Source organism: Bradyrhizobium sp. CCBAU 11386, assembly GCF_028128955.1.
GTDB lineage: Bacteria > Pseudomonadota > Alphaproteobacteria > Rhizobiales > Xanthobacteraceae > Bradyrhizobium.
This window is the reverse complement of sequence record NZ_LBKA01000218.1, coordinates 20881-42453: the sequence shown is the minus strand read 5'-3', so window position 1 is coordinate 42453 and position 21573 is coordinate 20881. Positions and strand designations below refer to the sequence as shown.

22 protein-coding genes are annotated in these 21573 nt (G+C 64.9%); 10 read left to right on the top strand and 12 right to left on the bottom strand.

The annotated features are described in order from the left end of the window. Positions 1-57: 57 nt before the first annotated feature. Positions 58-678: a LysE family translocator gene (locus XI09_RS18540; RefSeq protein ID WP_171901227.1), complete on the bottom strand. Its 621-nt coding sequence runs from the start codon at positions 676-678 to the stop codon at positions 58-60. 348 nt (positions 679-1026) lie between these two features. On the opposite strand from XI09_RS18540, the gene XI09_RS18535 reads away from it, so the two are divergent. The 3 genes from XI09_RS18535 to XI09_RS18525 are packed head-to-tail and all read left to right on the top strand — an operon-like array spanning position 1027 to position 2313. Further along, complete coding sequence (locus XI09_RS18535; RefSeq protein ID WP_092189981.1) at positions 1027-1341, top strand: ArsR/SmtB family transcription factor; 315 nt, start codon at positions 1027-1029, stop codon at positions 1339-1341. Then, positions 1334-1804: an SRPBCC family protein gene (locus XI09_RS18530; protein WP_011090095.1), complete on the top strand. Its 471-nt coding sequence runs from the start codon at positions 1334-1336 to the stop codon at positions 1802-1804. The genes XI09_RS18535 and XI09_RS18530 overlap by 8 nt, the downstream gene beginning before the upstream one ends. Then, positions 1801-2313, top strand: coding sequence for an SRPBCC family protein (locus tag XI09_RS18525; protein ID WP_271568108.1), 513 nt, complete (start codon positions 1801-1803; stop codon positions 2311-2313). Before XI09_RS18530 ends, XI09_RS18525 begins: the two co-directional genes overlap by 4 nt. 43 nt (positions 2314-2356) lie before the next feature. Here the strand turns inward: XI09_RS18525 and XI09_RS18520 are convergent, their stop codons facing one another. After that, a complete protein-coding gene (locus XI09_RS18520; RefSeq protein ID WP_271568107.1) occupies positions 2357-3130 on the bottom strand; it encodes a DUF2189 domain-containing protein in 774 nt (257 codons plus the stop codon). Positions 3131-3423: 293 nt separating this feature from the next. Between XI09_RS18520 and XI09_RS18515 the strand changes: the two genes are divergently transcribed. Then, positions 3424-5655, top strand: a complete 2232-nt coding sequence (locus tag XI09_RS18515; RefSeq protein ID WP_271568106.1) for an ATP-binding protein — start codon at positions 3424-3426, stop codon at positions 5653-5655. A gap of 2 nt (positions 5656-5657) precedes the next feature. Here the strand turns inward: XI09_RS18515 and XI09_RS18510 are convergent, their stop codons facing one another. From XI09_RS18510 to XI09_RS18480, 7 genes are all read right to left on the bottom strand, one after another. After that, positions 5658-6101: a hypothetical protein gene (locus XI09_RS18510; protein WP_271568105.1), complete on the bottom strand. Its 444-nt coding sequence runs from the start codon at positions 6099-6101 to the stop codon at positions 5658-5660. Between the two features lie 2 nt (positions 6102-6103). Next, a complete protein-coding gene (locus tag XI09_RS18505; protein WP_271568104.1) occupies positions 6104-6502 on the bottom strand; it encodes a nuclear transport factor 2 family protein in 399 nt (132 codons plus the stop codon). Between the two features lie 96 nt (positions 6503-6598). Then, the gene (locus tag XI09_RS18500) at positions 6599-7066 is read right to left on the bottom strand and encodes a MarR family winged helix-turn-helix transcriptional regulator (RefSeq protein ID WP_271568103.1); all 468 of its coding nucleotides are present in this window, start codon (positions 7064-7066) and stop codon (positions 6599-6601) included. 9 nt (positions 7067-7075) lie between these two features. Continuing rightward, on the bottom strand, positions 7076-8686 hold the full coding sequence (locus XI09_RS18495) for an acyl-CoA synthetase (RefSeq protein ID WP_271568102.1): 1611 nt from the start codon (positions 8684-8686) through the stop codon (positions 7076-7078). 128 nt (positions 8687-8814) lie between these two features. Further along, positions 8815-9954 carry an epoxide hydrolase family protein gene (locus XI09_RS18490; protein ID WP_271568101.1) on the bottom strand — a complete coding sequence of 380 codons (1140 nt, stop codon included), beginning with the start codon at positions 9952-9954 and terminating at the stop codon, positions 8815-8817. A 124-nt stretch (positions 9955-10078) separates the two neighbouring features. After that, positions 10079-10534 (bottom strand): GatB/YqeY domain-containing protein, encoded by a 456-nt coding sequence (locus XI09_RS18485; RefSeq protein ID WP_271568100.1) that lies wholly within the window; start codon positions 10532-10534, stop codon positions 10079-10081. Positions 10535-10567: 33 nt separating this feature from the next. Continuing rightward, on the bottom strand, positions 10568-11296 hold the full coding sequence (locus tag XI09_RS18480) for an alpha/beta fold hydrolase (protein WP_271568099.1): 729 nt from the start codon (positions 11294-11296) through the stop codon (positions 10568-10570). A gap of 146 nt (positions 11297-11442) precedes the next feature. Here XI09_RS18480 and carA point away from each other — a divergent pair, with 146 nt between their 5' ends. Beyond that, positions 11443-12633, top strand: a complete 1191-nt coding sequence (gene carA / locus XI09_RS18475) for a glutamine-hydrolyzing carbamoyl-phosphate synthase small subunit (protein WP_271568098.1) — start codon at positions 11443-11445, stop codon at positions 12631-12633. Positions 12634-12675: 42 nt separating this feature from the next. On the opposite strand, the gene XI09_RS18470 is transcribed toward carA, so the two are convergent. Beyond that, positions 12676-12891, bottom strand: coding sequence for a hypothetical protein (locus tag XI09_RS18470; RefSeq protein WP_271568097.1), 216 nt, complete (start codon positions 12889-12891; stop codon positions 12676-12678). A 147-nt stretch (positions 12892-13038) separates the two neighbouring features. Here XI09_RS18470 and XI09_RS18465 point away from each other — a divergent pair, with 147 nt between their 5' ends. Beyond that, a complete protein-coding gene (locus XI09_RS18465) occupies positions 13039-13563 on the top strand; it encodes a cupin domain-containing protein (RefSeq protein WP_271568096.1) in 525 nt (174 codons plus the stop codon). Positions 13564-13759: 196 nt separating this feature from the next. Here XI09_RS18465 and XI09_RS18460 read toward each other — a convergent pair whose 3' ends face one another. Next, entirely contained in the window at positions 13760-14284 is a 525-nt protein-coding gene (locus tag XI09_RS18460; protein WP_271568095.1) for a Dps family protein, read from the bottom strand. 113 nt (positions 14285-14397) lie between these two features. On the opposite strand from XI09_RS18460, the gene XI09_RS18455 reads away from it, so the two are divergent. Further along, on the top strand, positions 14398-15099 hold the full coding sequence (locus XI09_RS18455) for a class I SAM-dependent methyltransferase (RefSeq protein ID WP_271568094.1): 702 nt from the start codon (positions 14398-14400) through the stop codon (positions 15097-15099). 242 nt (positions 15100-15341) lie between these two features. Here the strand turns inward: XI09_RS18455 and XI09_RS18450 are convergent, their stop codons facing one another. Beyond that, positions 15342-15713 carry an ArsR/SmtB family transcription factor gene (locus XI09_RS18450; RefSeq protein WP_271568093.1) on the bottom strand — a complete coding sequence of 124 codons (372 nt, stop codon included), beginning with the start codon at positions 15711-15713 and terminating at the stop codon, positions 15342-15344. Between the two features lie 109 nt (positions 15714-15822). Between XI09_RS18450 and XI09_RS18445 the strand changes: the two genes are divergently transcribed. The 3 genes from XI09_RS18445 (at position 15823) to greA (ending at position 21302) form a co-directional block, all read left to right on the top strand. Further along, entirely contained in the window at positions 15823-16992 is a 1170-nt protein-coding gene (locus tag XI09_RS18445) for an MFS transporter (RefSeq protein WP_271568092.1), read from the top strand. Between the two features lie 142 nt (positions 16993-17134). Further along, the gene (gene carB, locus XI09_RS18440) at positions 17135-20599 is read left to right on the top strand and encodes a carbamoyl-phosphate synthase large subunit (protein WP_271568091.1); all 3465 of its coding nucleotides are present in this window, start codon (positions 17135-17137) and stop codon (positions 20597-20599) included. 229 nt (positions 20600-20828) lie between these two features. Next, positions 20829-21302 (top strand): transcription elongation factor GreA, encoded by a 474-nt coding sequence (gene greA, locus XI09_RS18435; RefSeq protein WP_027547666.1) that lies wholly within the window; start codon positions 20829-20831, stop codon positions 21300-21302. Positions 21303-21573 lie beyond the last annotated feature (271 nt).

Here is a 21573-nt window from a genome sequence, read left to right as displayed (position 1 = left end):
GCCCGATTGGACGCATTGCCGCCGCGAAGGGTTCAAACCAAACCGGCCGCCAGGAGGTTATTTCGCCCGTGTCAGCGCCAGCCAGATACCGCCGCCGATCATGAAGCCGCCGGAGATACGCGACATCATTCGCGTGCGGCGGGCCGAGAAGAATTTTCGGGCGCGCCCGGCTGCAATCGCATAGAGCGCGTCCGTCATCGCCGCGGTGACCATGAAAGTTGCGCCCAGCAGCGCGACTTGCGGGAAGTGGTCGCGGTTCATGTCCATGAACTGCGGGATGAAGGCGCCGAAGAACACCAGCACCTTCGGGTTCGACAGCAGCACCAGGAAACCTTGCAGGAAGAAGCCGCCGCGCGGCGGCGGAGGCGGCTGGTCGACATTGACGCCTTCGACCGGTGCCCAGATCAGCTTGATGCCGAGCCAGACCAGATAGGCGGCGCCGGCAAAGCGCACCCAGTCGAACCAATAGCCCATGGTCGCCATCAGCGAGGTCAGGCCGATCGCAACGATGCCGATGACGATGGCAAGGCCGGCCTGCGCGCCAAGGACATTGGTGAGCGCCGCACGCGTGCCGTGGCGCAGGCCGTTGGCGATGACGAGGGTGACGATCGGACCCGGCAGCAGCGCCAGCGCAATGCAGGCGGCGACGAAGGCGAGATAGGCTTGCATGGACATCATGGGAGGAACTCGCTGAGGGCGGTTGGGACATTAATGCATGGCGGAGCCGGGAACGGAAGACAGATGAGCGCAGTGTGCCCGCCCAACCGCCGGTGTCATACCCCGCGGATGCGGGGTATCCAGTACGCCGCGGCTTCTCCGTATCCCACGAGCGCCCCGGAATACTGGATCACCCGCTTCCGCGGGTGATGACAGCGGAGAACGTGGCGCGGTTCGCGGCCCACCTCACCGCCCATCCAGCGCAGCATCCATCCATTCCTTCATCTCCTGTGTTTCCAGAGACATGAGCGCGGGGCGCCAAAGACACCATCTTGACATGCAACCATTGAGTTGCCTATCATCGTGACCATGGATGAGGTCTTCAAAGCGCTCGCCGACGCGTCACGACGATCGCTGCTCGACAGGCTTCACGCCAGGAACGGCCAGACGCTGAACGAACTCTGCGAAGGCCTTTCGATGACGCGGCAGGCCGTGACCAAGCACCTTGTGATTCTGGAAGAGGCCAACCTGGTGACGACCATCAGGCATGGCCGCGAGAAGCTGCATTACCTCAATCCGGTGCCGATCCATCAGATCGGCGAACGCTGGATCAGGAAGTTCGAGCGCGGCAAGCTCGCCGCGCTTGGCGAGTTGAAACGCCAGTTGGAGAAGCGCGATGAGTAAGCCGCAATTCGTTTATGTGAGCTATATCGAGACCTCGCCGGAAAAGCTGTGGGAGGCGCTGACGTCGAGCGAGTTCACCAGGCAATACTGGTTCGGCGCCGAGATCCGTTCCGACTGGAAGGTCGGCTCGCCCTTCGCGCTTCTGCTGGACGGCGAAATCACCGATTCCGGCGAGATCCTCGAGGCCGATCCGCCGCGGCGCCTGTCCTACAGCTTCAAGCACCAGAAATACGAAGAGCTCCGCGGCGAGCCTATCTCGCGCGTCGTCTTCACCATCGAACCGTTCGGCTCGCTCGTGCGTTTGACCGTGCTGCATGACGGTTTCGTCGAGGGCGGCAAATATCTCGGCGCCGTCTCCAATGGCTGGCCAGCGATCCTGTCCGGGCTCAAGAGCCTGCTGGAGAGAGGCAAGGTGCTCGCCATTCCCCGCGCAGCCCTCAACAAGGGATTCGACGCAAAATGAACCTCGATCAATTCAAGCCGCTCACCGTCTACACCATCTACATCGCCTCCACACCGGAGAAGGTGTGGGAGGCGCTGACCTCGGCCGAGTTCAGCCGGCAGTATTTCTTCGGCAATGCCGTGGAGGTCGAGCCGCGGCTCGGCGGCGCCTTCGTCGTGCGCACGCCCGACGGCGCCCTGCACATCAGCGGCGAGGTCCTCGCTTACGATCCGCCGCGCAAGCTCTCGGTCACCTTCAACGTCAACTGGCCCGATCTGATCGAGAAGCTCGGCCCGACCCTCGTCACCTACGAGATCGAAGAGGTCGGCGACGCGGTCCGTCTCACCATGAGCGAAGGCCATGACCGGCCGCTCAGCGACGACATCCTTTCCGGCGGACGGCAGGGCTGGCCCGCGATCCTCTCCGGCCTCAAGAGCGTGCTCGAGACCGGCAAGCCGCTGGTGGTGAAGATGGGCCCGCCGCAGCGGATGCTGGATGCGCTGAAGGCGATGGGGATCAAGACGCCGTAGGTCACCGCTGTCGTCCCGGCCTGCGCCGGGACGACACCACGACTTACGGTGTGGGCGCCACCAGTCGCCGATAGAGGTGCCATGTCGCATGGCCGAGCACCGGCAGCGTCACGATCAGCCCGAGGAAGTAAGGCAGCGCCGAGACGATCAGCAGCATCACGATCACGGCCGCCCAGCCGATCATCGGCAGCGGGCTGGTCACCACCGCACGCACGCTCGTCACCATGGCCGTGACGAAATCGACCTCGCGATCGAGCAGCAGCGGAAACGACACCACGGTGAGCGAGAACAGGATCAGCGACAGCACGGCGCCGACCGCGTTGCCGATGGCGAGGAACAGCAGACCCTCATTGGTCGTCAGCACCACCGTCATGAACTCCTGAAGGCTCGAGAACGAGACGTGCAGGCCCAGCAGCAGCGCGATCAGGAGCCGCACCTGGTACATCCAGATCACGAACATGAACAGCGTGACGAACGCCATCCAGCCGATCTCGCTGCGCGAGCGTATCGCCGACCAGATCGCGCCGAAGGAGACGGGCTCGCCGCGCTCGCGGCGGCGGCTGACCTCGTAGAGACCGATCGCGACGAACGGGCCGATCAGCGCGAAACCGGCGGCCAGGGGATAGACCAGATAGACCATGCCGAAGGCGGTGAGGCAGAGCATGATGACGATGCCGCCGGCGGCGTAGAGCGCGCCGAAGCAAAGCCCATAGAGGGGCAGCGCCTGGAAATCGCGCAGACCCTCGACCAGCGCCTCGGCGATGTCGGTCGCCGCAACGGGACGCACCACCGGATCGACCTTGCCCGAGATGGACATCAGCTTCCTCCATTTGCCAGTGCGATCTTCGTCGCACGCGGATCGATCTCGATATTAGCGCCCTCCGGCGCCGCGCGCGCGCGCAAGTTGGTTCAGGATGACGGTATCCCGGGAGCCCGGCATAGCCTCGCCGGCGAACCCCGTCGGGGGCTCACCCGTGCTGCGCGTGACTTCAGAATCTTTCCCCCATCGAAGGCTTTTGGGCACGATGCCTATGGACGGAACGGACGGTGGTGCCGCAAATTGCACCTGCGAACCAGCACACGCGATGACCAGAGCGGACCACCCGACCGATGAGCTTGCGTACCCGGCTACTGATACTCGTCATCGCGGCCATGCTGGTGCCGGCGATCCTCGTCGGGCTGCGTTTCATGCAGAATCGAAGCAGCGACATCAACGCGGCCCTGGCCAATCTGGCTGCGACGGCCGACGAGATTGCAAGCGATCTGGACGAGAAGATTCAGGGCACCGCCCAGCTTCACTATGGTCTCGCCCGTGCGCGCGACCTCGACACGCGCGACAAGGCGGCGTGCTCGGCGTTTCTGTCGGAAGTGCGCGAGGAATACCCACAGTTCACCGGGATATTGACCATCGATCCGGACGGCATCCTGTTCTGCGACTCGCTGCGGACCAACCGCGCCCTCGACCTCCGGGATCGCGCCTATTTCAAGCAGGCCCTGGTCTCGCGCGGCGTCGTGCTCGAACCCGTCTTCGGCCGGCTGACCGGACTGTCGGTGCTCCAGATCGCATATCCGGTGCGATCGGAAGCGGGCGCGCTGAAGCTGATCCTGCTCGCTTCGTTCAACCTGCGCAAATTCACGGAGTTTCACCACAAGCGGCTGCTCGCCGAGAAGGATATCCTGCTCGTCGACGCCAAGGGCACGGTTCTGGTCGCTCCCTCCGGCGGAGGCTGGACCGAGCCCGTCGGCGGGTCGATCGCGGGATCCGAACTGTTCCGCTTCGCGGCAACGCCCGACCGGGAGTCCTTCCACGAGGTCACTGATCGCGAGGGCCGCACCCATGTCTGGAGTGTCGCCGCCCGCTCGCCGTCGACCCGGGATGCCGGTCTCTACATCCTGGTCGGACGGTCCAAGGACGGGCTGGTCGCGGCAGCAAACCGACGACTCTACGAGGACATGGCGATCCTGGCGGTGGCCTCGCTGCTGCTGCTGGCGGCGGTCTGGATCCTCGCGACCGTGAGCGTCGGGCGCCAGGTCGGGCGACTCGCCACGATGGCGAAGAAGCTCGGGCGCGGTGATCTCGGCGCACGAATTCCGCCGCCCCATCCGCGCGGCGAGCTCGGCGGACTGATGAGCCTGCTGAACGACACCGCCGAGTCGCTCCAGCAGCAACGCGCCGCCATCGCGGACCTCAACCAGAAGCTCAGCCAATCCCAGAAGATGGAGGCCATGGGCCAGCTCACCGGCGGCGTGGCGCACGATTTCAACAATCTGCTGACCGTCATTCTCGGCAATGCGGAGCATCTTGCCGACAGTCTGGCGGGAAACAAGGAATTGCACCGGATCGCCGGCGACATCGCGACCGCCGCCGAGCGCGGCTCCGACCTGACGCGGAGCCTGCTCGCCTTCGCGCGCAAGCAGCCCTTGAGGCCGCGAGAGATCGACATCGCCGGCAAGGTTCGCGACATGGAGCCGTTGCTGCGTCGGACCCTGGGCGGGCACATCGAGTGCGCTTTCGCGCTCGAGGCGAACGTGTGGTTGACCAGCGTCGATCCCGGCCAGCTGACGACTGCGCTGCTCAACCTCGTGCTCAACGCGCGCGACGCCTTGCCTGACGGCGGCAAGCTGACGGTCGAGGTGCGCAACGCTTCGCTCGAAGAAACCGACGTCGACGTCAACGGCGAGCCGCGGCCCGGCGACTACGTCATGGTCGCGGTGACGGACACCGGCAGCGGCATGACCGCCGAGGTGGCGAGCCGCGCGTTCGAGCCATTCTTCACCACCAAGGAGGTCGGCAAGGGGACCGGGCTTGGCCTCAGCATGGTCTACGGGTTTGTGCGGCAGTCCGGCGGCCTGGTGCAGATGCAGTCCGAACCGGGACACGGCAGCGTCGTCAGGCTGTTCTTTCCCCGCCTCGCAACGCCGCCGACCGAGAATCCATCATCCCGGGAGCGGACCGTCGCACCCGACGGCAGCGAGACCATTCTCGTCGTCGAGGACGACGACATGGTGCGGACCTATGTCGTGAACGAGCTGAAGGCGCTCGGCTACCGCGTCATCGAAGCACCGAACGGTCCCACGGCGCTCGACCTGTTGCGCCAGCCGGGGGACATCCACCTGCTGTTCACCGACGTCGTGATGCCCGGCGGCATGTTCGGGCCCGAGCTTGCCAGACAGGCCACCCAGCTGCGGCCCGAGCTCAAGGTGCTCTTCACCTCCGGCTACACCCAAAATCCCGTCAAGACGCCCGACGGGCTCGGCGACGCCCGCATTCTGACAAAACCGTTCCGGCGGCACGACCTCGCCGCGATGCTGCGATCCGCGCTGTCGGCGCCGCCGCGATGATGTCAGGACGACGACGCGAGCAGAACCGCCACGCCAAGATTGGCCGCGAACAGGGCCGCGTCGATGACGAAGATCCTGAGCATCGGGCCCTTCAACACGGGCCAGTAGGCGACCCCGACGCGTCCGCCGCGCATCAGGACCGGCAGGTTATAGGCGAACTGGCTGAAGTGGCAGCCGGCAAAGAACAGGAACAGCGCAAGCTGCGCCTCGACCGGCTGGAAGAAGAACGGACGCGCCACCAGAAGATAGAACGACAACAGCCCGATCGGCAGATTGATCCCGCCCAGGAACGCCACGCTGGCCGCCAGGGTCGGCGCGATTGGATTGCCGCGCTCTTCCCGCGGCAGCAATATCTTCAGCGTGTTGCGCTGGGCGACGCTGAACTGGATGAATGCGCCGACGAACCAGAGCGCGTTGAGAAGCAGAACGAAATCCGAAAGGCGCATGTCTATTTTCCGTAAAAGGCTTCGCTGCGCACCACGCGGCCGGCAGCGTCGAAATCCATGAACTCGCTGGCGCGCGTGTCGCCGAGTTGCCACCACACCGTCAGCCGCGCGATCGTGTCGTCCCAGCTCCAGTTCAGGATCTTCAGGTCGGCGCTTTCGATGTGGCCATAGGCTTTCCGCCAATAGGCGCGGATGTTCTCGGCCCCGGTGACGACGGGGGAATCGGTCAGCGTCAGCGCCAGGGGACTGCGCATCTGCGCGTGGTCGGCAAAATGCGCGACGACCGCGTCGATATCGACCCTGCACCAGTTCGCGCACCATGCCGCGACGAAGCGTTCGGCGGCCGCGCGATCCATCTTCTGTGCACTCGTGTCATGAGCGCTCATCTCTTGAGCGCTCATGGCTTCCGTCCGCTCATGACGCGGCCCTCCCCTGGCTCGTTGCCGGGAAAGTGGCAAAGCTCGCCTCTCATGTCAACTACGTTGACTTGAGAGGCGTCAATTGTTGTCGGCGATCGCCCCCATGACGGCCATCCATGCCGCCGCCCCCGGCGTCCCGACGCGATCGAACGCCGCGCGCAGGACCTTGCGCTCGTGGTCCGATGCCCTTTGCTCGATACGTTTCCCGGCATCCGTCAGGCGCAGCAGCTTGGAGCGATGCTGCTCGGGCGAGCGCTTCGACGTCAGGAGCTTGCGCTCCAGCAGCAGGTTGAGCGGCCGGTTCAACGCCTGCTTGGAAATGCCGAGGATCTCGATCAGCGCGCCGATCGCGATGTCGGGCCGGCGCGCCACCACGTAGAGGATTCGATGGTGCGGGCGCGACAGGCCCTGCTTTGCAAGATAGTCGTCGGCCTCCAGCGTCATCCCGCGCCAGCCGTAATACATGAGCTCCAGCGCCGTATCCAGATCGTGCAGCTTCGCAAGTGAGGCGCGGTGAAGCCCCGCGGCTTGAGACGTCTTTGGCATTGTAAGAATCTAACCCTTCGCCCGCAGCTCGCGCCGCAGCACCTTGCCGGTCGCCGTCATCGGCAGCGTCTCGGCGAACTCCACAAAGCGCGGATATTCGTGCGCGGCAAGCTGCACCTTCACGAACTCCTGGATCTCGCGCGCGAGCGCGTCGCTGCCGGCAAAGCCCGGACGCAGCACGATCCAGGCCTTGATCGACTCGGTGCGGATCGGATCGGGAATGCCGACGACCGCCGCCATCGCCACCGACGGATGCTTCATCAGCGTGTGCTCGATCTCGGACGGGCCGACGCGATAGCCGGCGGTGGTGATGACGTCGTCCTCGCGGCTGACGTACCAGAAATAGCCGTCCTCATCCTGCACGCCGAGATCGCCGGTGAGCAGGAATTCGCCGGCATATTTCTTCGCGGTCGCCTCCGGATTGCGCCAGTATTCGAGCATGGTGACGGGGCATGGCTGGCGCACGCCGATGATGCCGCGCTGCCCGCGCGGCTGCTCCTCGCCCTTGTCGTTGACGATGCGGACGTCGAAGCCCGGCGTCGCCTTGCCCATCGCGCCCGGCCGGATCGGAAACAGGTTGGAGTTGCTGCCGATCACGAGATTGCACTCAGTCTGGCCGAACACTTCATGCGCGTCGATGCCGAAGGTCTCGCGCACCCAGCCGAGCAGCTCGCCGCCGAGCGATTCACCACCGGTGAAAATGCTGCGCAGCTTGACGCCGGAATGTTTCACGCCGGCCTGCCGCATCAGCTTCAACGCGGTCGGCGGCAGGAAAACGTTCCGCACGGACAGATCGGCCATCATCTGCATCGCCGCCTGCGGCTCGAATTTTCGCGCGCGATGGCCGACCAGCGGGATGCCGTGGTACCAGAACGCGAGCAGGCCGTTGACGAGGCCGCCGATCCAGGCCCAGTCCGCCGGAGTCCACATGAGATCGCCGGGGCGCGGCAGGAAGTTGTGGCACATCTCGACGTTCGGCAGATGACCGAGCACGACGCGATGCGCATGCAGCGCGCCCTTGGGATTGCCCGTCGTGCCCGAGGTGTAGATGATCAGCGCGGGATCGTCGGCCGAGGTGTCGACGGTCGCAAAGTCCTCGGACGCGGTTTCGATCGCCGACCAGAACGGTTTTGCGCCGGCGTGGACGGCGCTGCTCGTGATATAGATGTCCTGCAAATAGGGCAGCCGATCGCGGATCTTCGTGAGCTTCTCCCAGCCCGCTTCATCAGTGATGATCGCCTTCGCTTGCGAATTCGACAGACGAAATTCCAGCGCGTCCTCGCCGAACAGCGCGAACAGCGGGATCGAGATCAGCCCGGAGCGGAACGCTGCCATATGTGCAATCGGCAGCTCCAGCGACTGCGACAGGAACACAGCGACGCGGTCGCCGCGCGCAAGACCATCCGCCTTCAGCACGTTGGCGAAGCGGCGCGACATCTCCGCGACCTCGTCGAAGGAGGTGCGCGTGGTGGCGCCGTTCTCGTCGACATAGATCAGCGCGAGGCGGCCGGTGCCGTCGGCATGGCGATCGCAGCACGCCTCAGCCATGTTGAAACGCGCCGGGATGTCCCAGCGGAAGTTGCGATAGAGCTCGTCGTAGGTTTTTGCTTCGGTGAGCATGGCTCGGCGTTTCCACGGTCTCGGCGTCGTGGCCGGACTTGTTCCGGCCATCCACGCCCTTGCTTCTTGAGCCTAGTCTAAGCTCGTGGATGCCCGGGACAAGCCCGGGCATGACGCCGAGTGCGTGGCTAGCGCACCGTTCGGAAGAACTTCCTGACCTCGCCGACATAGAGCTCCGGCTGCTCGAAGGCGGCGAAATGGCCGCCCTTCTCCATCTCGCTCCAATGCGTGATGTTGTAAAAATTGGGCTCCATCCAGCGCCGCACCGGCGTGATGATCTCCTTCGGGAACACGGCAACCCCGGTCGGCACGCCGACCTCCGGCGTCGTGCGTCGCCTGCCAAAGCTTTCCCAATAGAGCCGCGCCGACGAGGTCGCCGTCTCCGTCACCCAATACAGCATGACGTTGTCGAGCAGTTCGTCCCTGGTGAAGATGTTCTCGGGATGGCCGTCGCAATCGGTCCAGGCCCAGAACTTTTCCAAGATCCAGGCCGCCTGCCCGCTCGGCGAATCCGTCAAGCCGTAGCCGAGCGTCTGCGGCCGCGTCGACTGCTGCTTGGAATAACCGGAGTCCAGATCGACATAATGCTTGAGGCCGGCGAGCGCGCGCTTCTCCTCCGCCGTCGGCTCGCCCTGGACCTTCGGCGCCGCGTTGAAGGCGAGCGTGATGTGGATGCCGGCGCAATGCTCGGCGTCCTGCGCGCCGAGCGAGGTCGTCACCGCCGAGCCCCAGTCGCCGCCTTGCGCGCCGTAGCGCGCATAGCCGAGCCGGTCCATCAGCTTGGCCCAGGTCGCGGCGATGCGGTCGACGCCCCGGCCGGCGGTCTTCGGCTTGGCGGAGAAGCCGAAGCCCGGCAGCGAGGGGCAGATCACGTGAAACGCATCCGCGGGATTGCCGCCATGTGCGGCGGGATCGACCAGCGACGCGATCACCTTCTGGAATTCCACGATCGAGCCGGGCCAGCCATGGGTGATGATCAGCGGCAGCGCGGAGGGCTCCTTCGATCGCGCATGCAGGAAGTGGATATCGAGCCCGTCGATCTCGGTCGTGTATTGATCGAAGCGGTTGAGCTTGGCTTCGCGGGCGCGCCAGTCGTAGCCATCAGCCCAATAGGTGCAGATCTCCCGGATCCATTTCAGCGGCGCGCCCTGGCTCCAGTCGTCGACGAGTTCAGCCTCCGGCCAGCGTGTGCGGGCAAGGCGCGATTTGAGATCGGTGAGGATGTCGTCGCTGATGGCGATGCGGAACGGTTTGATGGCGCCGGTCATCGTGCCTCCCCGGTTTTCTTGTCATTCCGGGGCGTGCGGAGCACGAGCCCGGAATCCATTGAGCAACGGATTCAGCAGCGCGATGGATTCCGGGTTCGCGCTTCGCGCGCCCCGGAATGACGACCTAGCCCGACAGCGCGGCTTTCACGAGGCCACTGGCCTTGCCGAAATCCATCTGGCCGGCGTACTTCGCCCGCAGGATCGCGATCACCTTGCCCATGTCCTTCATGCCGGCGGCGCCGGTTTCGGCGATCGCATCCGCGATCGCCTTCTTCACGTCGTCTTCCGCCATCTGCTTCGGCAGATAGGCCGAGATCACCGCGATCTCCTCGCGCTCCTGCTGGGCGAGCTCGGCGCGGCCGCCCTTGTCGTAGAGCTCGACCGCCTCCTGGCGCTGCTTGATCATCTTCTGGAGCACGGCGAGCAGGTCGGCGTCCGACAGCGGCGGCTTGCCGTTGCCGCGGGCGTCGATGTCGGCGTTCTTGATGGTCGAGTTGACCATGCGCAGCGTGGACAGCTTGCGCTCGTCCTTGGCCTTCATGGCCTCCTTGACCGCATTGTTGATATCGTCGCGCAGCATGATCGTGATCCCTTCGAATAACCGACGCCTGATCTAGGCTGTTCGCGCCCCCGAGACAACCTGGCTTTGCAGCCATTCGGTCAGTGCCTGCGCCGTAGCTTCAGGCTGTTCCGGCTGCGGCAGATGCCCGCAATTGGCCAGAACGACGAGCTTCGCACCGGCAATGCCGTCGGCCATCTCCTTCGAGAAGACGTTGGGAATGGTGTTGTCCTGATCGCCGGTCAGCACCAGCGTCGGGCATTTGATCGTCGCCAGCGTCGGCCGCGAGTCGACCCGCGCAATGATCGCGGTCTGCTGCCGCAGATAGCCTTCGACGCCAACGTCGTCGCCCTGCTCGTGCACGAGCCGGCGAATGTCGGCGTCGTCGCGGCGCGAGGGATGCACGAGCTCCGGAAACATCTCCTCGCGTGCGGCACGCAACTCCCCGCGCTTCGCCCGTTCCATCAGGCCGCGGCGGCGCTGGGTCGCCTCCGGCGTATCGGGCCGCGCCTGGGTGTTGATCAACGCAAGCCTCAGGACCCGCTCGGGCGCCTGGCGCATGATCTCCAGCGCGATGTAGCCGCCCATGGAATGGCCGGCGAGCGCAAAGCGCGGCGGCGCCTCGCTCAACACGCGGCGGGCGATCGCCGCCATGCTGTCATCGCGGATATGGTTGGCGACCATCACCGGGCCGAACCGCCACAGTGCCGGGATCACGGGGGCATAGATCCGGGCCGAGGAGGCCAGCCCCGGAACCAGCAGAAGCGGGGTGGTCTGGTCCATTATTGCCCCGAAAGCCCCTGGATTTGCCGGAAATTGTGCGGCCAAGCTTAAGTACCCGGGACGGGCTGTCAAATATGCAAAAACGCATGTGAATCGGGCCTCTCCCGCTTTGACGGAGGCGCGTGGGCAGACTATGAAACGCGCTCATGACACAACATGACAACGATCCCGCCTGGCCGGACCACAAACCGACCGCGCTCCTCGTGCTCGCCGATGGCACGGTGCTCGAAGGCTTCGGTCTCGGCGCCGAAGGCCAAGCCGTCGGTGAAGTCTGCTTCAACACCGCGATGACCGGCTATGAGGAGATCCTCACCGATCCCTCCTATGCCGGGCAGCTCATCACCTTCACCTTCCCGCATATCGGCAATGTCGGTACCAACGAGGAAGACATCGAGACGGTGAACATGGCCGCGACGCCCGGCGCGCGCGGCGTGATCCTGCGCACCGCGATCACCGATCCCTCGAACTACCGCGCCACCAAGCACCTCGACGCCTGGCTCAAGGCGCGCGGCATCATCGGCCTTTCCGGTATCGACACCCGCGCGCTGACCGCGCTGATCCGCAGCAAGGGCATGCCCAACGCCGTGATCGCGCACGCTAAGGACGGCGAGTTCGACCTGCACGGCCTGAAGGAAGAAGCGCGCGAATGGCCGGGGCTCGAGGGCATGGACCTCGTGCCGATGGTCACCTCCGGCCAGCGCTTCACCTGGGACGAGACGCCGTGGCTCTGGGACAAGGGCTTTGGCCGCCAGGACAAGACCGAGTTCAACGTCGTCGCCATCGACTACGGCATCAAGCGCAACATTTTGCGCCTGCTCGCCGGCGTCGGCTGCAAGGTGACGGTGGTGCCGGCAACGACCTCGTCCGAAGACATCCTGGCGATGAAGCCGGACGGCGTGTTCCTGTCCAACGGCCCGGGCGATCCGGCCGCGACCGGCAAATATGCCGTGCCTGTCATCCGGGACGTCATCAAGTCGGGCACGCCGACCTTCGGGATTTGTCTTGGCCACCAGATGCTCGGCCTTGCCGTCGGCGCCAAGACCAAGAAGATGCATCAGGGCCATCACGGTGCCAATCATCCCGTGAAGGACGAGACCACCGGCAAGGTCGAGATCACCTCGATGAATCACGGCTTCGCCGTGGACGAGACGACGCTGCCGAAGGGCGCGACGCAGACCCACATCTCGCTGTTCGACGGCTCCAATTGCGGCATCCAGCTCGACGGCAGGCCGGTGTTCTCGGTGCAGTACCATCCCGAGGCTTCGCCGGGCCCGCGCGACTCGCACTACCTGTTCCAGCGCTTTGCCGATCTGATGCGGCAGAAGAAGAGCGCGTAGGCTGCAAGATCACCCGGCGGATGAATCCGCCGGGGCCCGCCGTCACGGGCGCATGAACATGAAGTCCGTGTCGGGATCGCAGTTCTCGGCGATGAAGCGCAGCTCCGCCTGGATGTCGGCGACGGATCTCGTCTCAAGATATTTTGAGATCACCAGGCTGAGCAAGGCGCGGCAGACGGCTTCGTGCCCGAGACCGGCCGTCTCCGCCTCGTCCATGGCCGCCGAAAAATGGCGCTGCGCAACGTCGGATGCGTACATGGCGTCCCCTCTCTTTCGCGTTGATTTGCGTGCCCCTGAATGGCCGACTGCGCCTTGATCTCCGTCAAGCCGGCGTGTGGACTTGTGTCAGGAACAAGGACGCCTGCACCGTCTTGATTCCTGGTCTGTTGCCACCGGAGCCCCGCCATGTCCGTCGTCCGCGACAATGCCGAGCCGCTCGCCATCGTGTTTGAGGATGACGGGCTCGTACCGAACAACATTCTCCCCTTCCTGGTCTACCAGGGGGCGGTGAAGCTCGACCCCGAGCATCCGGAGGAGACGATCGAAAACCTGTTCGAGGAGAACGGCTGGGGCGGCACGTGGCGCAACGGCGTCTACGACTATCTGCACTACCACGCGACGGTGCATGAAGTGCTTGGCGTCGCGCGTGGGAGCGCACGAGTTTGCTTCGGCGGCGACCATGGCCAGGAGCTTCAGATCAACGCCGGCGACGTCGCGATCCTGCCCGCCGGCACCGGGCATCAGTGCATCAACGCCAGCCGCGACTTCTGCGTGATCGGCGCCTATCCGCCGGGCGCGAAGATGGAGATCACGCGGGCGACGCCGGAGAACCATGCCAAGGCACTGAAGACGATTCCGAAGGTCGCGCTGCCGCCGGCCGATCCTGTGACGGGCAAGCATGGGGCGTTGATGCGGTTGTGGCGGAGCTAGCGGTGGTCGCGCGACAATCTCCGCCGTCGTCCCGGCGCAGGCCGGGACCCATACCCCCAGGGAGAAGTTGTGGCGCGAGATGCGCGTGGGCGAATCTTCGCCAAACCAGCTTTCGTGGTTATGGGTCCCGGCCCCCCGTGCGCAATTGCGCCTAGGCCGGGACGACATCGTGGATAGATCGCGACAGTTGCGCCCCCTAAGCCTCGTTCGCGCCTTCCTGGCGGGTGGCTTCGAACAGGAACCAGGTGCGCCGCTCGGTCTCGTCGATGAAGACCTCGAGGATGCTGGCACTGGCGACATCGCCGGCGTCGTCGCAGACGTCGTGGGCCTTGCGCATCGCGCTCGCGACCTGCTTGTTGTCCTGCATCAGCTCGCGCAGCATCTCGCGCGGCGGGACGTAATCCTCGTTGTTGTCCTTGATGGTCTGGAGTTTTGCGACCTGGCCGATCGACTTCAGAGTCGCGCCGCCGATCTTGCGGACGCGCTCGGCGAGCTGGTCGGTGGTGGCGAAGATCTGGTCCGAGTGCTCGTCGAGCAGCAGATGGTAGTCGCGGAAATGCCGGCCGCTGATGTGCCAGTGGAAATTCTTGGTCTTCAGATACAGCGCGAACGCGTCGGCCAGAAGCACGTTGAGCGCCTCCGAAACCTTGTTGACGGCCTGAGGCGACAGATCGGTGGGGGTGTCGAGGTCGGGCGAGACCTTGCTGGGGGCTTTGCTCACGGGAAACCTTCCTGTTAGGACGCGGACATTGACGGCGCGCCGTCGCACCCCTAACGCAAGGCGGCAGCACCGGTTCCTGCGCAGGAACTGTCTGGTCGGGGCCCTCGAATACCATGGACGATTGGATCGATTATTACGACTCCACGCACACGATCTATGTCAGCAAGCTGCATCGCGATTTGCACTTCCAGATCATCGCGCGGGACATCATCGGCTACATCTCCTCGCCCGAGGCGACGGTGCTGGACTATGCCTGCGGCGAGGCGCTGTCGGCAAGCCAGGTCGCGGCCGCCTGCGGCAAGCTGATCCTGGCCGAGCCTGCGCCGGGCGTGCGCGGCCGGCTGATCGCGCGGTTTGCCCCGAACACGAAAATCCGCGTCCGCTCGCTCGACGACGTCCGCAAGATGCAGGACCAGTCCATCGACCTCGTGGTGATGAACTCGGTCGCGCAATACATGACGCCGGAGGAGCTCGATGCCGCGCTGCTCAACATCCGGCGGTTATTGACCCCGTCCGGCAAGCTGGTGCTCGGCGACATCCTCCAGCCCAGTGTCGGCATGTTCAGGGACGTGACGGCGCTGCTCGGCTTCGGCCTGCGTCACGGCTTCCTGAAGGACGCGCTGATCGGGCTGATCAGCACCGCGCTGTCCGATTACCGTCAGCTGCGCTCGCGCATCGGGCTGCAGCGCTACAGCGAGGACGAGATCACGGCCAGGCTGAAGGCGGCCGGGTTCGCGGTCCAGCGCGCCCACACCAATATCGGCCACAATCGCTGGCGCATGACCTTCATCGCGCGGCCGCCAATGGTCCGTTAAGCATAACAATTGGCTGAGGTGGCTTGTCGCACCACGTTCGGACATGATCGGTACGGCCCGGTGGCGGAAGTGTCTACGCGAGGGCGGTGCATCGCTCTTCATCCTGGTTCAAATCCAGGCCGGGTCTCCACGCTTCGCCCCTGCGGGGCTACGTGTGGCGCAGCCATGCTTGACCGGCAGAGGCGAAGCGTGTCCGGCGTAGCTTGAGCGAAGCGAAAACGTAGACGGACTGTATCCGCGGCTCAATCTGCCTCGACCACTTCACACTCCGACAGCAGCTGAAGCCGGTCCGCATCCTTGGCTGCGGAGCTGAGCACGGCATCGAGCAGGCCGGGGAAGCGCGCCTCCAGATCCTCGCGGCGCAGCCGCACGAAGCGGTTGGTGCCCGCCACGCGCGTCAGCATCAGGCCGCATTCGCGCAGCTTGGCGAAGTGATAAGCAAGGTTGGATTTACCGGCGAGACCACTGAAGTCGCCACAGCACAGCTCGCTGCTGACACGTTCCTGCTGGGCGAGCTGGTAGACGATCGCCAATCGGATCGGATCGCTCAGGCAATCCAGGACCATCGGCAGCTCGATCTGCTCGCGGGTGGGATGGAGGGGCGTGCGGCTCATAGTCCGAATCATAGCGATGCGCCCGCAATGTTCAATAGTTCTTGAACTGATTGACACTGAAACCGGCGCGTTCGATAGTTCAATAAACATTGAACATAGGAATCTTCCAATGAGCGTATTCTGGCTGGCCCTGGCGGCCTTCGCGATCGGCACAGAAGGCTTTGTTATCGCAGGGCTTTTACCGGCGATCGCCACCGACCTGTCGATTTCGGTCTCGGCCGCCGGCCAATTGGTCACCGCCTATGCCCTCACCTATGCCGTGGGCTCGCCGATCCTGGCGGTGGCGCTCAACAATATCGACCGCCGTACCGTGCTGGCTCTGGCGCTGACGACCTTCATCGCCGGAAATCTCGCGGCGATGGTGGCTTCGAGCTACGCCCTGCTGCTGGCTTCCCGGATGCTGATGGCCCTGGGCTCCGGGCTGTGCATGCCGACGGCGCTCGCGGTGTCGGTCGCCGTTGCCTCGCCCGAACGGCGTGGCCGCGCGGTGGCGCTGGTCACCTCGGGACTGACGGTTGCGACCGTGATCGGCGTCCCGCTCGGCAATCTCGTCGGGAGCCTGCTCGGCTGGCGCGCGACCTTTGCCATGGTCGCCCTGATCGGTGCCGTTGCCCTCGCCGGTCTCTTGCTGGGCCTGCCCCGCGGCCTGCCGCGCAACACGGCTTCGCTCGGCGAACGGCTGGCGGTGGCGCGTCACGGCAGTGTCCTGGTCGCGCTTCTGATCACGATTCTATGGGGGCTCGGCGGCTTCACCGTGTTCACCTATTTCGCGGTGCCGTTGCGCGGCCTCGGCTTCGATGCCTCGCAGATCAGCCTTGCGCTGCTCGTGTTCGGCGGTGCGGCCGCGATCGGGAACATGCTCGGCGGCGTCCTGGCCGACCGGCTCGGCACGCTCGCCACCGCAGCGCTCGGGCTCGCCGGCATGGCGACCGCGCTGATCCTGCATTCGCTGGTCCTCAAATTGATGCCCGGACAGGCGCATTATGCCGTGCTGGGCACGATCTTCCTCTGGGGCATCTCGGGCTGGGCGTTCTATCCGGCCCAGATCGCCAGCATCATCCGGATCGAGCCGCAGGCCTCGATGATCGCGCTCTCGCTCAACGCCTCTTCGATGTATCTGGGCTTCGCCATCGGCGGCGCCTTGGGAGGCGCGGTGCTGGCCACCCTCTCGCCAAACGACCTCGGCTGGATCGGCGGAACGAGCGTTGCGGCCTCGCTTCTGGTGCACCTCGCCCGTGGCTGGCAGGCACGGCCAAAACCGGTCAAAATTGCCGGTTGATGGGTGTTTTTCGGGGTTTCGCCGCCCCGAAAACTGGTCTAAGACCCACCCGCGCGCGAGGGAGACCACCGCGCTCTCGGCCACAGGGACGCGCAGCCGCGCGCCCTTTTTTTGTGCCCAAATCCGACTTCGGCGAGAGTTGATGCCCAAACGTACAGACATCTCCACCATCCTGATCATCGGCGCCGGTCCCATCGTGATCGGCCAGGCCTGCGAGTTCGACTATTCGGGCACGCAGGCGGTGAAGACGCTGAAGGAAGAGGGCTATCGCATCGTCCTCGTCAATTCCAACCCGGCCACGATCATGACCGATCCGGAATTGGCTGATGCGACCTATATCGAGCCGATCACGCCCGAGATCGTCGCCAAGATCATCGCGAAGGAACGTCACGTCGTTCCCGGCGGCTTCGCGCTGCTGCCGACCATGGGCGGCCAGACTGCGCTGAACTGCGCGCTGTCGCTGCGCCGGCAGGGCTCGCTGGAGAAGTTCGACGTCGAGATGATCGGCGCCACGGCCGATGCGATCGACAAGGCGGAGGACCGCCAGCTCTTCCGCGAGGCCATGACCAAGATCGGGCTCGAGACGCCGAAGTCCCGGCTTGCCAACGCGTCGGCGCTGAAAAAGTCATTCCGCGACAAATATCTCGCTGAGCGCGAAAAGCTCTCCGGCGCCGCCCTCGAAGAACTCGAGCGGCAGTGGACGCTGGGCGAGAGCGATCGCCGCAAGCGCTACCAGGAATACGCGTTCGGCCAGGCCATGATGGCGCTGTCCGAGATCGGCCTGCCCGCGATCATCCGTCCCTCCTTCACCATGGGCGGCACCGGCGGCGGCATCGCCTACAACAAGGAAGAGTTCCTCGACATCATCGAGCGCGGCCTGGACGCGTCTCCCACCAACGAAGTGCTGATCGAAGAATCCGTGCTCGGCTGGAAGGAGTACGAGATGGAGGTGGTGCGCGACAAGAAGGACAATTGCATCATCGTCTGCTCGATCGAGAACCTCGATCCGATGGGCGTGCACACCGGCGATTCCATCACGGTGGCGCCGGCGCTGACGCTGACCGACAAGGAATACCAGATCATGCGCGACGCCTCGCTGGCGGTGCTGCGCGAGATCGGGGTGGAGACCGGCGGCTCCAACGTCCAGTTCGGCGTCAATCCCGACGACGGCCGCATGGTCGTCATCGAGATGAATCCGCGCGTGTCGCGCTCCTCCGCACTGGCCTCGAAGGCCACCGGTTTTCCGATCGCAAAGGTCGCCGCCAAGCTCGCAGTCGGCTACACCCTGGACGAGATCGCCAACGACATCACCGGCGGCGCCACGCCGGCCTCGTTCGAGCCGACCATCGACTACGTGGTCACGAAAGTGCCGCGCTTCGCCTTCGAGAAATTCCCCGGCGCCTCCACGACGCTCACGACGTCGATGAAGTCGGTCGGCGAAGTCATGGCGATCGGCCGCACCTTCCAGGAAAGTCTTCAGAAGGCATTGCGCGGGCTCGAGACCGGATTGACCGGCCTCGACGAGATCGAGATCGAAGGCCTCGGCCGCGACGACGACAAGAACGCGATCCGTGCCGCGCTCGGCACGCCGACGCCGAACCGGCTGCTCCAGGTCGCGCAGGCGATGCGGCTCGGCTGGTCGAACGAGGACATCTTCAACTCCTGCAAGATCGATCCGTGGTTCCTCGGCGAGATGCGCGGCATCGTCGACATGGAGGAGAAGGTCAGGAAGAACGGCCTGCCGGGCAATGCCTTCGGCATGCGCACGCTCAAGGCCATGGGCTTCTCCGACGCGCGGCTCGCGGTGCTCGCCGACACGACGGAAGCCGCGGTGACGGCGAAGCGCCACGCGCTCGGCGTTCGCCCGGTCTACAAGCGCATCGACACCTGCGCGGCCGAATTCGCCTCGCCAACCGCCTACATGTACTCGACCTATGAGGCGCCGTTTGCGGGCGCCCTGGCGGACGAGAGCACGCCGTCGGACAAGAAGAAGGTCATCATTCTCGGCGGCGGGCCCAACCGCATCGGCCAGGGCATCGAGTTCGACTATTGCTGCTGTCATGCCTGCTTCGCGCTGCATGACGCCGGCTACGAATCCATCATGGTCAACTGCAACCCGGAGACGGTGTCGACCGACTACGACACCGCGGACCGGCTCTATTTCGAGCCGCTCACCGCCGAGGACGTGCTGGAGATCATCGCGAAGGAGCGCACCAACGGCACGCTGCATGGCGTGATCGTGCAGTTCGGCGGCCAGACGCCGCTGAAGCTGGCGCGCGCGCTGGAGGCCGCTGAAGTGCCGATCCTGGGCACCTCGCCCGATGCCATCGACCTTGCCGAGGACCGCGACCGCTTCAAGCGCGTGCTCGACAAGCTGCGGCTGAAGCAGCCGAAGAACGGTATCGCCTATTCGGTCGAGCAGGCGAGGCTCGTCTCCGCCGATCTCGGCCTGCCCTTGGTGGTGCGCCCGTCCTACGTGCTCGGCGGCCGCGCCATGCAGATCATCCGCGAGGAGAACCAGCTCAACGACTATCTGCTCGGCACGCTGCCGGAGCTGGTGCCGGCCGACGTCAAGGCGCGCTATCCGAACGACAAGACCGGGCAGATCAACACCGTGCTCGGCAAGAACCCGCTGCTGTTCGACCGCTACCTGTCGGACGCGACCGAAATCGACGTCGACTGCCTCTGCGACGGCAAGGACACTTTCATCGTCGGCATCATGGAGCACATCGAGGAAGCCGGCATCCATTCCGGCGATAGCGCCTGCTCGCTGCCGCCGCACTCGCTCGATGCGAAGATGATCGAGGAACTGGAGCGGCAGACGCGCGAGCTCGCGCTCGGCCTCGACGTCGTCGGCCTGATGAACGTGCAATACGCCATCAAGGACGGCGAGATCTACGTGCTCGAAGTCAATCCGCGCGCCTCGCGCACGGTACCCTTCGTCGCCAAGGTGGTCGGCACGCCGGTCGCCAAGATCGCCGCGCGCATCATGGCCGGCGAGAAGCTCGCCGATTTCAAGCTGAAGAAGGCGCAGCTCAAGCATGTCGGCGTCAAGGAATCGGTCTTCCCGTTCGCGCGCTTCCCCGGCGTCGACACGGTGCTCGGCCCCGAGATGCGCTCGACCGGCGAGGTCATGGGCATCGACAGCTCGTTTGCGGTGGCCTTCGCCAAGAGCCAGCTCGGCGGCGGCACGCGGGTGCCGCGCAAGGGCACGGTGTTCGTCTCGGTGCGCGAGAGCGACAAGACGCGCATCGCGGAGGCCGTTCGCGAATTGCATTCGCTCGGCTTCAAGGTTCTGGCGACGTCGGGCACGCAGCGCTTCCTGACCGACCAGGGCATCCCGACCGAGAAGGTGAACAAGGTGCTGGAAGGGCGGCCGCATATCGTCGACGCCATCACCAATGGCGACGTCCAGCTCGTCTTCAACACCACCGAAGGCCCGCAGGCGCTTGCCGACAGCCGTTCACTGCGGCGCGCGGCCCTCTTGCATAAAGTGCCGTATTACACCACTCTTTCCGGGGCCGTGGCGGCCGCGCAGGGCATCCGCGCCTATCTGGGTGGGGACCTTGAGGTTCGTACCCTGCAGAGCTACTTTTCGGAAACCTGATCGCGCGTGGAAGGCTCGGCCTTGAGAGGTTAAGCTTTCCGCTAAGTGATTGGCAGTCAAGCCACAATGGCCGCAGGAACTGTCCGGCCATATGGTTGTTCTGTTCCGGCGCTAAGCCCATATCTGTCGACGTCCGGCGGCTCGTGTATCGGGCCTCGGAAAGACCGACGAATCAAGGTTGGGCGCCCATTCGCGTTCTGGGGCGCACGATCGAAGGACGAGAGAGAAGATGGAAAAGGTTCCGATGACTTCGGCCGGGTTTGCCGCGCTCGGGGAAGAATTGAAGAAGCGCCAGTCCGAGGACCGTCCGCGCATCATCGAGCATATTGCGGAGGCACGCTCGCACGGAGACCTGTCGGAAAACGCGGAATATCACGCCGCGAAGGAAGAGCAGTCCCACAATGAGGGCCGCATCGCCGAGCTCGAGGACAAGCTCGCGCGCGCCGACATCATCGACATCTCGAAACTGTCCGGCGACACCATCAAGTTCGGCGCCACCGTGACGCTGGTCGACGAGGACACCGAGAAGAAAACGGTGTGGCAGATCGTCGGCGAGGTCGAGGCCGACGCCAAGAAGGGCCGCATCTCCATCACCTCGCCGCTCGCACGCGCGCTGATCGGCAAGAAGAAGGGTTCGACCGTCGAGGTCAACGCACCTGGCGGCGCCAAGGCGTACGAGATCACCAAGGTGGAGTGGCGGTAAGGATTTGCCGCCCCGCGCGACGTTTCGAAAAGGCCGCGCAACCGCGCGGCCTTTTTGTTTCGGCGCGTTGCTGTGGGGTGGGCACGCCCTCACCACTCGTCATTGCGAGCGCAGCGAAGCAATCCGGAATCTTTCCGCGGAGACAGCCTGGATTGCTTCGCTGCGCTCGCAATGACGAGGAGAGACGACGCGCACAACTCTCCCACCGTTACCCTGAGGTGGCCGCTTCTTCAGCGGCCCTCGAAGGGCGACGGCCCCACTGCTGCTGCAC

Excerpts from the sequence above, each read along its gene's own strand:
- XI09_RS18520 (WP_271568107.1), bottom strand. The coding sequence starts at position 3,130 with ATGTCCATCTCGGGCAAGGTCGATCCGGTGGTGCGTCCCGTTGCGGCG.
- XI09_RS18480 (WP_271568099.1), bottom strand. The coding sequence starts at position 11,296 with ATGGACCAGACCACCCCGCTTCTGCTGGTTCCGGGGCTGGCCTCCTCG.
- XI09_RS18505 (WP_271568104.1), bottom strand. The coding sequence starts at position 6,502 with ATGAGCGCTCAAGAGATGAGCGCTCATGACACGAGTGCACAGAAGATG.
- carB (WP_271568091.1), top strand. The coding sequence starts at position 17,135 with ATGCCCAAACGTACAGACATCTCCACCATCCTGATCATCGGCGCCGGT.
- XI09_RS18445 (WP_271568092.1), top strand. The coding sequence starts at position 15,823 with ATGAGCGTATTCTGGCTGGCCCTGGCGGCCTTCGCGATCGGCACAGAA.
- XI09_RS18450 (WP_271568093.1), bottom strand. The coding sequence starts at position 15,713 with ATGAGCCGCACGCCCCTCCATCCCACCCGCGAGCAGATCGAGCTGCCG.
- carA (WP_271568098.1), top strand. The coding sequence starts at position 11,443 with ATGACACAACATGACAACGATCCCGCCTGGCCGGACCACAAACCGACC.
- XI09_RS18455 (WP_271568094.1), top strand. The coding sequence starts at position 14,398 with ATGGACGATTGGATCGATTATTACGACTCCACGCACACGATCTATGTC.
- XI09_RS18510 (WP_271568105.1), bottom strand. The coding sequence starts at position 6,101 with ATGCGCCTTTCGGATTTCGTTCTGCTTCTCAACGCGCTCTGGTTCGTC.
- XI09_RS18500 (WP_271568103.1), bottom strand. The coding sequence starts at position 7,066 with ATGCCAAAGACGTCTCAAGCCGCGGGGCTTCACCGCGCCTCACTTGCG.
- XI09_RS18465 (WP_271568096.1), top strand. The coding sequence starts at position 13,039 with ATGTCCGTCGTCCGCGACAATGCCGAGCCGCTCGCCATCGTGTTTGAG.
- XI09_RS18540 (WP_171901227.1), bottom strand. The coding sequence starts at position 678 with ATGATGTCCATGCAAGCCTATCTCGCCTTCGTCGCCGCCTGCATTGCG.
- XI09_RS18530 (WP_011090095.1), top strand. The coding sequence starts at position 1,334 with ATGAGTAAGCCGCAATTCGTTTATGTGAGCTATATCGAGACCTCGCCG.
- XI09_RS18515 (WP_271568106.1), top strand. The coding sequence starts at position 3,424 with ATGAGCTTGCGTACCCGGCTACTGATACTCGTCATCGCGGCCATGCTG.
- XI09_RS18535 (WP_092189981.1), top strand. The coding sequence starts at position 1,027 with ATGGATGAGGTCTTCAAAGCGCTCGCCGACGCGTCACGACGATCGCTG.
- XI09_RS18485 (WP_271568100.1), bottom strand. The coding sequence starts at position 10,534 with ATGCTGCGCGACGATATCAACAATGCGGTCAAGGAGGCCATGAAGGCC.
- greA (WP_027547666.1), top strand. The coding sequence starts at position 20,829 with ATGGAAAAGGTTCCGATGACTTCGGCCGGGTTTGCCGCGCTCGGGGAA.
- XI09_RS18470 (WP_271568097.1), bottom strand. The coding sequence starts at position 12,891 with ATGTACGCATCCGACGTTGCGCAGCGCCATTTTTCGGCGGCCATGGAC.
- XI09_RS18490 (WP_271568101.1), bottom strand. The coding sequence starts at position 9,954 with ATGACCGGCGCCATCAAACCGTTCCGCATCGCCATCAGCGACGACATC.
- XI09_RS18525 (WP_271568108.1), top strand. The coding sequence starts at position 1,801 with ATGAACCTCGATCAATTCAAGCCGCTCACCGTCTACACCATCTACATC.
- XI09_RS18495 (WP_271568102.1), bottom strand. The coding sequence starts at position 8,686 with ATGCTCACCGAAGCAAAAACCTACGACGAGCTCTATCGCAACTTCCGC.